10 protein-coding genes are annotated in these 10,032 nt (G+C 71.3%); all 10 read right to left on the bottom strand.

Annotation, left to right across the window (positions count from 1 at the left end):
• Window positions 1–661, bottom strand: a 661-nt coding sequence (locus ABZ297_RS33395) for a hypothetical protein (RefSeq protein WP_355354660.1), incomplete at its 3' end; no start/stop codon positions are given.
• Between the two features lie 164 nt (window positions 662–825).
• Window positions 826–1,722, bottom strand: coding sequence for a hypothetical protein (locus ABZ297_RS33390; RefSeq protein ID WP_355354657.1), 897 nt, complete (start codon window positions 1,720–1,722; stop codon window positions 826–828).
• Between the two features lie 36 nt (window positions 1,723–1,758).
• Window positions 1,759–2,649 (bottom strand): glycosyltransferase family 2 protein, encoded by an 891-nt coding sequence (locus ABZ297_RS33385; protein WP_355354654.1) that lies wholly within the window; start codon window positions 2,647–2,649, stop codon window positions 1,759–1,761.
• Window positions 2,646–4,112 carry a lipopolysaccharide biosynthesis protein gene (locus ABZ297_RS33380; protein WP_355354651.1) on the bottom strand — a complete coding sequence of 489 codons (1,467 nt, stop codon included), beginning with the start codon at window positions 4,110–4,112 and terminating at the stop codon, window positions 2,646–2,648. Before ABZ297_RS33380 ends, ABZ297_RS33385 begins: the two co-directional genes overlap by 4 nt.
• Before the next feature lie 9 nt (window positions 4,113–4,121).
• The gene (locus ABZ297_RS33375) at window positions 4,122–5,093 is read right to left on the bottom strand and encodes a hypothetical protein (RefSeq protein ID WP_355354648.1); all 972 of its coding nucleotides are present in this window, start codon (window positions 5,091–5,093) and stop codon (window positions 4,122–4,124) included.
• Window positions 5,090–6,358, bottom strand: a complete 1,269-nt coding sequence (locus ABZ297_RS33370) for a DUF4910 domain-containing protein (RefSeq protein ID WP_355354645.1) — start codon at window positions 6,356–6,358, stop codon at window positions 5,090–5,092. The genes ABZ297_RS33375 and ABZ297_RS33370 overlap by 4 nt, the downstream gene beginning before the upstream one ends.
• Window positions 6,355–7,374 (bottom strand): SDR family oxidoreductase, encoded by a 1,020-nt coding sequence (locus ABZ297_RS33365; RefSeq protein WP_355354642.1) that lies wholly within the window; start codon window positions 7,372–7,374, stop codon window positions 6,355–6,357. The genes ABZ297_RS33370 and ABZ297_RS33365 overlap by 4 nt, the downstream gene beginning before the upstream one ends.
• Window position 7,375: 1 nt before the next feature.
• Window positions 7,376–8,044, bottom strand: coding sequence for a PIG-L deacetylase family protein (locus tag ABZ297_RS33360; RefSeq protein WP_355354639.1), 669 nt, complete (start codon window positions 8,042–8,044; stop codon window positions 7,376–7,378).
• On the bottom strand, window positions 8,023–8,799 hold the full coding sequence (locus ABZ297_RS33355; RefSeq protein WP_355354636.1) for a glucose-1-phosphate cytidylyltransferase: 777 nt from the start codon (window positions 8,797–8,799) through the stop codon (window positions 8,023–8,025). The genes ABZ297_RS33360 and ABZ297_RS33355 overlap by 22 nt, the downstream gene beginning before the upstream one ends.
• The gene (locus tag ABZ297_RS33350; protein WP_355354633.1) at window positions 8,796–10,001 is read right to left on the bottom strand and encodes a class I SAM-dependent methyltransferase; all 1,206 of its coding nucleotides are present in this window, start codon (window positions 9,999–10,001) and stop codon (window positions 8,796–8,798) included. Before ABZ297_RS33350 ends, ABZ297_RS33355 begins: the two co-directional genes overlap by 4 nt.
• Window positions 10,002–10,032 lie beyond the last annotated feature (31 nt).

Below are 10,032 nucleotides of genomic sequence, written 5' to 3'. Positions count from 1 at the left end.
CCCACGGGTCGGGCACCTCGTCCGGGGCGGCCTGCGGGCCGTCCGCCGTGCGGCGCGCGGCCCGCGACGCCCTGACCCGCAGCACGCCGTACGCTCCGCTGAGGCCGAGGAAGACACCGAGCCCGAACGCCAGCGCCGCCGCCATCGCGCGGTCGGTGTAGGACGCCTCCGGCTCCGACTGCGGCACCACGTCCGTGATCCCGACGAAGGTGTTGGCGGGGGCGCGCAGGTTGCGCTGGCGCCAGTCCAGCTCGGCGGCGAGCCGCTCGCGGGTCCGGTGCACGACCGCGGTGGCCAGGGCGGGCGAGGTGCTCTCGGCCTCCACGTAGACGAAGGGGCCGTTCATGCCGATGAGCTGCGGCTGCGTGCTGCCGTCGTTGACGGTCAGCTTGGTGGGCCCGTTCTTGGGCGCGCCGACCTCGGTGCGCACCTCTTCCACGGTGAACGTCAGCACCAGGGTCGCCACGGCCGTGCGCAGGCCCTCGGTCTGCAGCAGCAGCGGGTTGGTGCCGCCCCTGGGCTCCAGCGGGTTGGTGTTGGTGATGCCGCCGTTGACGGGTGGCGCGAGCATCAGGATGTTGCTCGACACGTACCTGGACGGAACGATCAGGAACGCCGCCAGGGCGAGCACCGCGGCGACCACGACGACAGGGGGACCCACAGCTCTTCGGCGGAGAAGGCCGAAGAGCGCCTTCCAGAATTTCACGAGTCAGCATCCCCCTCTGTAAGCGCCTCAGCGCCTACGCCCTGACATATGTACATCGTTGTGCCATCTCTGCTGTTACGTCCCTCGCCCGGATGTCCGGGCGAGGGAGCCTGCCGGGGTCAGCCGGCCTTGGCCAGCGCCTCCTTCTCGTACTGCAGGGCGAGCTCCTCGGGCATGCCGCGCAGGTCCGAGCCGCGCCTGAAGTCGCGCAGCGTGGTGCCGCGGCAGGTGGCGTCCACGTTGGGGGCGCCGTTGCGGGCCGTCACGTCGTCGAGGTGCACGGTCCTGAAGTCGATGCTGAAACGGGTCGTGCCCGAGGTGTTCGGCACCGTGGAGTGCAGCTGAGCGCCGGAGAACAGCATGATCCCGCCGGGCTCGGGCACGACCCGGATCTGCGCGTGCAGGTCCAGCTCCTCCTCGGGCTTCGGCTGCTCCCTGGTGTCGTTGTGGACGTGCAGCGCGGCCTGGGGGCGGTCGACGGCCGTCCAGACGGCGTAGTCGTAGCGCCCGCTGCCGTTGGCCACCGGCCTGTCGAAGTACTGCGGGTGCAGCGCGAAGACGTTCTCCGGCACCACGTCGTACACCGGGATCCACCAGTTGACCTGGCAGAACGGCGCGGCGTACCAGCAGTCCCTGTGCGCGTGGTAGGCGTAGGAGATGCCGGAGTCGAGGTAGTGGTCGGAGGTGGACGTGCGTAACCTCGGCACGTCGAAGTAGGTCTTCTCCAGATCCATTCCCATGCTCCGCATCACCTCGGGCAGCAACCTCTCGCACTCGGGGTGATGGATGAACCTCGGTTTGAGCTCGGCGAGGAGCGCGGCGAACGCCTCGACGGGCAGCTCGTGCTGGGCCGTCCGCGGGTCGAGGTCGCCGAACGCCTCCGCGACCAGCTCCCGGGCGAACGCGACGAGCTCCCCGGACGCGGCCGTCGCCGGGTAGACGAACACCTCGCCCCGGAACAGCAGCTCGCGGCGCGCGTCGTCGTCAACGGAGCTGTTGCTGAAGACGGTGGTCATGTGGTGCCTTTCCCTTGCTTCCTCCCCCGAGATCCCTCACGACCGCCCTGTGACGATCGCGGACGCAAGCCGGGTGAGCTTGCGCCCGCCCCGCCTGACGACCAGCCGCTGCCGCGCGACGTACGACCTGAGGACGGCGGCGCGGGCCCGGCGCCGCTGGTCGGAGGTGAGGCCGGCCTCGTCGACGGCGCGCAGCAGCTCCCTGCTGAGCAGGATGTTCGCGAAGTAGCCGCGCCACGCGGGGAGCTGGAAGCGCCTGCTCATCCGGGTGGGCCGGGCCTTCAACCAGTTGCGGTGCGACAGCACCTCGTTGACGTGCGCCCACGGCCCCGCCAGCGCGTACCGGGCGGCGGCCAGCTCGTCCTCGCGGACCAGGACGGGCCGCGGGATCGCCGCGCCCACGCTGCGCCGCTGCATGCCGTACAGCGGGTCGATCACGTCGTAGCTCTCGGTGAGCAGCCTCAGCATCTCGGCGAACCGCTCGGCCGGGTCGTCGGAGCCGAGCGCGGCGCCCTCGTACCTGGCGGTGTGGGTCCTGCCCTCGCTGGTGTAGGACGTCTGGGCGGTGACCAGCACCAGCCGCTCGTCGGCCGCGAACGCGCGCAGCGAGCGGGAGACGCAGTTCGGCGCGATCCAGTCGTCGTCGCCGATCCACCGGAAGAACTCGCCCCTGCTCATCCGCATGGCCTGGGTGAAGTTCGCGACGGCTCCGACGTTCTGCGGCTGGCGGTGGTAGACGATGCGGGGGTCGGTGGCCGCGAAGTCGCGGCACAGCTGCTCGGTGCCGTCGGTGGACGCGTTGTCCGAGATCACCAGTTCGAGGTGGGGGTGATCCTGGCCGAGGACGGACAGGATGGTCCGTTCGAGCCGGTCGGCGCCGTTGTAGGTCGGCAGTCCGATGGTGACCAGGGCGTCCGAGGTAGTCATCGTGGTTCCTTCGACAGCGACGGGACCAGCCTTCTGAGCTGGGTGACGGGCACGGCGGCCAGGATGTAGACGAGCAGCGCGCCACCACCGGCGACGCAGAGGCGCGGCAGCGGGTCGCCCGCCCCGAGCAGCCTGTCGAGCAGCGCGGCCACGCCGGCGGCCAGCAGGCCCGCGCCCAGCGGGCGGACCAGCTCGGGCAGCGTCCCGCGCAGGTCCACCCCGGCCCTGCGCAGGAAGAACGCCGCCAGCGGCAGCATCACGAGCAGCGAGACGGCGGCCTGGCCGATGGCGGCGCCCCTGATGCCGTCGAGGTGCGCGCCGAGGATCAGGGCCGGAACCAGCGCGACACCGAAACCGAGGTTCATCCAGACCGTGGAGCCCGTCGCGCCCTGGGAGGTGAGCGCGTCGTAGGCGAGGGCGGCCAGCATCCGCACCACCATGACGATCGCCAGCCAGCGCAGCACGCCCGCCGACTGCCCCCACTTGTCGCCGTACAGGAACGAGATCAGCGGGTGGGCGAGCACGCCCATCACGACCGCGAGCGGCAGCACGGCGGTCACCAGCAGCGGGACGGCCTTGCGCACCCCCGCGGAGAGCGCCTCGGGCCGCTCCTCCGCCAGCCGGGAGAAGCCGGGGATGGCGACGTTGCGGACGGCGTTGCCGACCAGCCCCGGCACCCAGCTGGAGACGTTGAAGGCGAGCAGGAAGTAGCCCAGCCAGGACGCGCCCATGACGTTGCCGACCACGATGTACCCGGCGTTCTGCAGCAGGCTCTCCAGCCCGACCCCGGCCGCGGACGGGATGCCGAACGCGATGAGGCTGCGCGCGGTCGGCGCGTCGAACCCGACCCTGATCGGCATCCGGGCGGCGAACAGCACGATCACCCCGGTGACCACGGCCGCGGCGACCTGCCCCCAGGCGAAGCTGTACGCCCCCGCCCCTTCGGCGGCCAGGGTGACGGCCACGCCCGCGTTCACCACGAACCCGGCGGCGACCGCCTTGGTGAGGACGTCCTGCTGGAACCTGCGCAGCAGCATGGCGCTGCGGATCGCGGTGAACCCCTCCACCAGGATCACCGCGGTCAGCAGCCGCACCACGGGCGTGGCGGCCTCGGACCCGGCCAGCTGCGAGAACGCCGGGGCGCCCACCCAGAACAGCCCGTACATCGCCATGGCCGTCACGAACGACACCAGCGTCGCGGTGGGTGTCACGTCCTCCACCCGGCCGCGCCACTGCACGACCGCGGCCATGATGCCCACGTCCTTGACGGACATCACGAACATGGTCGCGGCGAGCGCGACGGCGTAGAGGCCGAAGTCCTCGGGAGCGAGCAGGCGGGCGAGCACCAGCCCCATGGCGAACGAGCCGACCCTGGTCACCAGGTTGCCGAACAGCCCCCATCGCAGGCCCCGCCCGGCCAGCTTGCCGATCGAGCCGGCGGTGTCGCCCTGAACTCGCTCCATGATCGCCCTTTACGACTCGTTGATCCGCTCGAGCCAGATCTCCCGCCAGAACGGAACGAACTCGCGCGGGCAGTTGACGCTGTACACGCCACCGCAGACGACCTCCTCCAGGGCGATGCACGGGTTCTTCATCCGCAGCATCTCGCCGGTGCGCTCGTCCAGGCAGCGTTCGACCCTGGCCACCACTCGCGCGGTCCTGCCGCAGTGGCGGGCCATCTCCTCCTCGAAGCCCAGGCCCCGGTTGAGCCGGTCCTGGTTGAGCGTGCGCAGGATCTCCGCCTTGGGTTTGATCCGCACCAGCTCGCCCGGCTGCAGGTCGAGCGTGCCGGTCGGGGTGCTGCCCGCGGCCCCTCCGGGGACCCAGCCCCAGGCCAGGCCGCCCCTGATCCACAGCCATCGGGGCAGCAGCCGCTTGGAGATCTTCTGGTAGCGGTTGAACGCGGCGAAGAACAGCCCGCGCAGGGTGACCAGCACGCCCGTGTTGCCGGTGCGGACGTCGGCGACGTACTGCCTGACGTCCTTCAGCGGCAGGCACGTCGGCGCGGCCCGGTGCAGCTCGGTGGCCTGGCAGGAGAAGCGCTCCGCCCCTTCGGGGCCCGGGGCCTTCCTGCTGTTGATCTCCAGCAGAGGCAGCAGTCGCGGGTCGCGCGCGGGCTCGCGGTGCGACGTGTCCGGCTCGACCTTCCTGACCCAGGCCTCCTTGAAATAGAGCGAGCAGGCGGTCTGGCAGCCGCCGTGGCCCTGCCCGTCACAGCGGGCGCCGGTCAGGTGCACGGCCCGCTCCATGCGCCGCATCCGGCCGTGCCCGATCGTGTCGCAGACCTTGTGCGCCACCTTGTGGACGGTCATCCGCTGCCCGCAGAACCTCGCCATCTCCGGCATGAACGGCAGGCTGTCCAGTTCGCCCTTCTCGTCGAGGGTGGCCAGGATCTCGGCCTCGCTGAGCACTTCCACGAGATCGCCGACTCGCAGGTTCGTCATGCTCGCTCCTTCAGGAGTCCCGCACCGGTGAGCGCGTCCGCGGCCTCGGCCACGACCGCGAAGGGCATGCCCGATCTGTCGGCGATCTCGAGCAGGGAGTGCTCTCCGTCGGAAAGGTTCAACACCCACAACATCGCCATCTGGGCCTGTTTCGTGTCACTCCTTCCGCCGAGCGAGCCGTAGAGGCCGCGCCGGCCCAGCTGCGGCTCGCCGTACGGGCTCAGGTTGACGTAGCTCCGGTCGCCCTCCAGCACCCTGGTGACCTGCCAGAGCGTCTCCAGGGTGTCGGCCAGCGCCTCGGGCGAGACGAAGCCGGGGTTGTCGGCCGAGGTGTGGTACTCGGGGTAGCCCGCGTACGGGGTCCTGGTCAGGCTGCCGACCGGCAGGTCGAACCCCGGCGAGCAGAACTGCCGCTCGTCGTAGCCGTACGGGGAGAAGTCGAGGACCGTGTGCGGCCGGCCCCTGAGCACGTGCGTGACGGCGCGGTCGATCGCGGCGTCGCCACGCCTGCTGCGCTTGTAGGTGAGCGTGCCGGGGTCGCCCGCGCAGGCCAGGGTGAGCCCGTGCCTGATCCTGCCGGTGTCGTTGCGGGCCAGCCAGGTGATCGCGCCGATCGTGCCCGGCGCGAACAGGAACCGGTAGGTGTAGTACGGGTCGGCGAGCCGTCCTGCCAGCGCCACGGCCACGGCGACGCCGGCGAGGTTGTCGTTGGCGAGCGACGGATGGCAGACGTGGCAGGAGATCAGCACCTCGTCCTCGACCTGGCCGGGCAGCACGTGCTCGGCGTAGGTGAGGTGGCCGTCCTCCAGCGTCGAGTCGATGAGCACCTCGTAGGGGCCCTCGTCCATGGCGTCGAGAGTGTGCCGGCTGAGGCAGAAGCCCCACGTCTCGGCGTAGTAGCTGGTGCGGTACGGCACCAGATCCGGCTGGTCCGGCAGCGTGTGCAGGTGCGGGCGCAGCTCCTCCAGCGTGAACACGCCGGAGACCGGCACGCTGTAGCCGAGCACGTGCAGGTTGGACGCGCGGAAGTCGACCACCCGGCGGCCCGAGGCGTCCTTGACGTAGGCGTCGCGGACGTTCCACTCCCTCGGCACGTTCCAATCCAGGACCTGCGTCCCGGTGGGCACCTCCGAGACCGTCAGCGGCAGGTGCTCGCCGACGAGCTCCAGCGTCCGCCGCACGCCGTCGCCCGTGATGCTGCGGCAGATGGGGTAGAGCCGCTCGATCAGGGCGTGCATCTCCGGCCCCGTCATGGCGCCCGTCATGGGCGCAGCGTCTCGTCGAGGGAGCCGACCGCGCGACGGTCGGACAGCCGGGCCAGGCGGGTGAACATCCGGTCGAAGTCGTGCCTGCTCAGGCTGTACGTCCGGTACGCCCGGACGAGCTCGTTCGCGCCGTCCTTGACCGTCCAGCGGGCGGTGAAGCCGGGCAGCGCGGCCCGGACCCTGGAGAAGTCCACCCGGTAGGAGCGCGGGTCGGCGCCGGTCTCACCGGTGATGCGCAGGACGGAGCCCGGCACCGCCTCCACCACCTGGGCGGCGATCTCGGCCACCGTCACGTTGTTCTCCTCGGTGCCGATGTTGAAGGCCTGGTTGTGCACGGCCTCGCGCGGGGCGGCGAGCGCCTGGGCGAACGCCGCGGCGATGTCCTGCGCGTGCACCAGCGGGCGCCACGGCGTGCCGTCGGAGAGCACCCGCACCTCGCCCGCCAGGAAGGCGTGCCCGACCAGGTTGTTCAGCACGATGTCGGCGCGCAGCCTGGGCGAGAAGCCGAAGGCCGTCGCGTTGCGCATGAACACCGGCGTGAAGTCGTCGTCGGCCAGCGCGGCCACGTCGTCCTCGACCCGCACCTTCGACTCGGCGTACGGGGTGACGGGGCGCAACGGCGCGTCCTCGCCGACCAGGTCGTCGCCGCCGGAGGCGCCGTAGACGGAGCAGGTGGAGGCGTACAGGAACCTGCGCACCCCGGCGTCACGGGCCACCCTGGCCAGCCGGACGGACGCGTGGTGGTTGATGTCGTAGGTCAGCTCCGGCGCGAGCGACCCGAGCGGGTCGTTCGACAGCGCGGCCAGGTGCACCACCGCGTCGAAGCCCGCCAGCAGCTCCGGGGGGACGTCCCGCAGGTCCACGGCGTGCGTCGGCGGATCGGCCGGGCGGGGGCCCAGCACGCAGTCGGCGAACAGGCCCGAGTCGAGGCCGCGCACCTCGTGCCCGGCTCCCGCCAGCACGGGGGCCATCACCGTGCCCAGGTAGCCCTGGTGTCCCGTCAGAAGTACCCGCATGTCAGCCTCCGGCCAGGTCTACGGTCAACTTGTCCGCGTGGAACGCCTCCGCGTAGCGGGCGCCGCACTCGATGCCCCGGATGCGGGCCAGGCCGAGGAAGGCCTCCCTGTCGTACCAGGGGCGGTGCCGCTGCGAGGGGTAGTGCTGCTGCAGGAGCGTCACCTTCGTCTCGGCCAGCTCGGGTGTGATCGGCTGGTAGACCGAGGGGCGGCCGAGGTCGCCGTCCCACTTGACGATCTCGTAGCCGAGCGCGAGGTGGCCGCGGAAGGCGGTGGGCACGAGCCTGGCCAGGCCGCGGTGGTCCTGGTGGGCGTCGCCCTTCCAGGGGGCGAGGATCAGGTCGGGCTCGGTCTGCGCCCGCAGGTCCTCCAGCGCGTTCTTGGCCTCTTCCCAGTGGGCGGGGAGGCGGCCGTCCGGGATCTTGAGGACGGTGAGCCTGAGGTCGGCGCCCGGGCAGAACGCCGCGAGGGCGGCGCGTTCCTCCTGCTCCCGGTCGGTGCCGCCGCCGGAGAGCACCAGCGCGTCGACCCTGACACCCGGCCTGGCCAGGCAGATGGCCGTCAGCGTGGCGCCCGCCCCGATCGCGATGTCGTCGCAGTGCGCGCCGAGCGCCACGACGCGGTCGCACCCCGAAGGCCGCAGGCCGGTCATGCTTCCCACAGCGCCCACGGGCGCTCCCCTCGCGCCCAGGCCCGGTCCAGCTCCAGCCGCTGGTTCACGGTGTCGCTCGGCCGCCAGTAGCCGCGGTGCGGGTAGGCGACCAGCCGCCCGCGCTTGGCCAGCTCGGCGCAGCCGTCGGCCACCAGGTCGCCGTTCTCCGGGATGTGCTCGAAGATCTCCGGCGTGAGGACGAAGAAGCCGCCGTTCACCCAGAGCGGCATATCGGCGACCGGCGTGATGCCGCCCACCAGCCCGCGCTCGCCGAGCTCGATGACGTGGAAGGTGTTGGTCGGCGGGACCACCATCATCGACGCGCCCGCCCCGCTGGCGCTGAACCGTTCCACGATGTCGTGCAGCGGCGCGTCGGTGAGCACGTCGGCGTAGTTGGCGAGGAACATCTCCTCACCGTCGAGGTGCTCGCGGACCCTGCGCAGCCGCTCCCCGATCGGCGAGTCCACGCCGGTGTCGGCCAGGGTGATCGTCCAGTCGGAGATGTCCGCCGACAGCAGCCGCACCTGGCCGCCGGACAACACGAAGTCGTTGGAGACGGTCTCCTGGTAGGTCAGGAAGAAGTCCTTGATGTGCTGGGCCCCGTAGCCGAGGCAGAGCACGAACTCCTTGTGCCCGAAGTGCGCGTAGTACCGCATCACATGCCAGACCAGCGGCCGGGGGCCGACGAGCTGCATCGGCTTGGGCATGTCGCCGCCCGGCAGGTCGCTGCGCATCCGGGAGCCCCGCCCACCGCAGAACAGGACGACCTTCACGAGACCACCACCAGCCTCGGAATGGGGAAGACCAGCCGGCCGCCCCACTCCCGGACGAAGGACAGCTGCTCGACCAGCTCCGACCGCAGGTTCCAGGGCAGCACGAGCACGTAGTCGGGCCGGTCTCGGGCGATCGTCTCGGGCGGCAGGATCGGGATCCGCGTGCCGGGCGTGAACCTGCCGTGCTTGTACGGGTTGCGGTCCACCGTGTACGGCAGCAGGTCGGTCCGGATGCCGCAGTGGTTGAGCAGCGTGTTGCCCTTGCCCGGCGCCCCGTACCCGGCGACGGTCCTGCCCTCCTCGGCCGCGTCGATGAGGAACCTGAGCAGGTCGCGGCGGACCTTCGCGACCCGCGCCGCGAAGTCGGCGTAGCCCGACAGGTCGTGCAGCCCGGCGGCCTTCTCCAGCGCGAGGACGTCCGTGACCCGGTGCGACGGCTCGCCGCGCGGCCTGGCCAGCAGCCTGATGGAGCCGCCGTGCGTCGGCAGCAGCTCCACGTCCACCAGGGTCAGGCCACCGCTGGCCAGCGCCCGCTGGGCGGAGGCGACCGTGTAGTACTGGAAGTGCTCGTGGTAGATCGTGTCGTACTGGTTCAGCTCCATCAGCGTGAGCAGGTGCTGCACCTCGATGGAGACCAGCCCGTCGTCGGCCACCAGGGCGCGCAGGCCCTCGGTGAAGCCCACCACGTCCGGGATGTGCGCGTAGACGTTGTTGGCCACGACCACGTCCGCCGGGCCGTGCTCCTGCCTGATGCGCCGCCCCAGCTCGGGCGTCAGGAACTCGGTGACGGTCGGCACCCCCCGCTCGACGGCCGCGCGGCCCACGTTGGCCGACGGCTCGATGCCGAGGCACCTGACACCCCGCTCGACCACGTGCTGGAGCAGGTAGCCGTCGTTGCTGGCCACCTCCACCACGAACGCGCCGGGCTTGAGCGTGAGGCCCGCGACGAACACGCGGGCGTGCTCCACCCACGACGTCGAGTAGGAGGAGAAGTAGGCGTACTCGGTGAACGTGTCCTCGGGCGTGATCAGCGGCGGGAGCTGCGCCAGCCAGCAGCTCGTGCACACCCGCAGGTGCAACGGGTAGGTCTGCTCGGGCTGGTCGAGCTGCTCCGCGGTGAGGAACAGCTCGCACGGGGGCGTGGCCCCGAGGTCGACGACCCCGGCGAGGTCGGCCGACCCGCACAACCGGCACGTTGTCATAGGTACGCTCCAAACACGGCGGTAATTCGTG

Source organism: Nonomuraea sp. NPDC005983, from assembly GCF_040614375.1.
Taxonomy (GTDB): Bacteria; Actinomycetota; Actinomycetes; order Streptosporangiales; family Streptosporangiaceae; genus Nonomuraea.
Note: the sequence above shows the minus strand (reverse complement) of the source record. Positions and strands in the feature narration are given on the sequence as shown.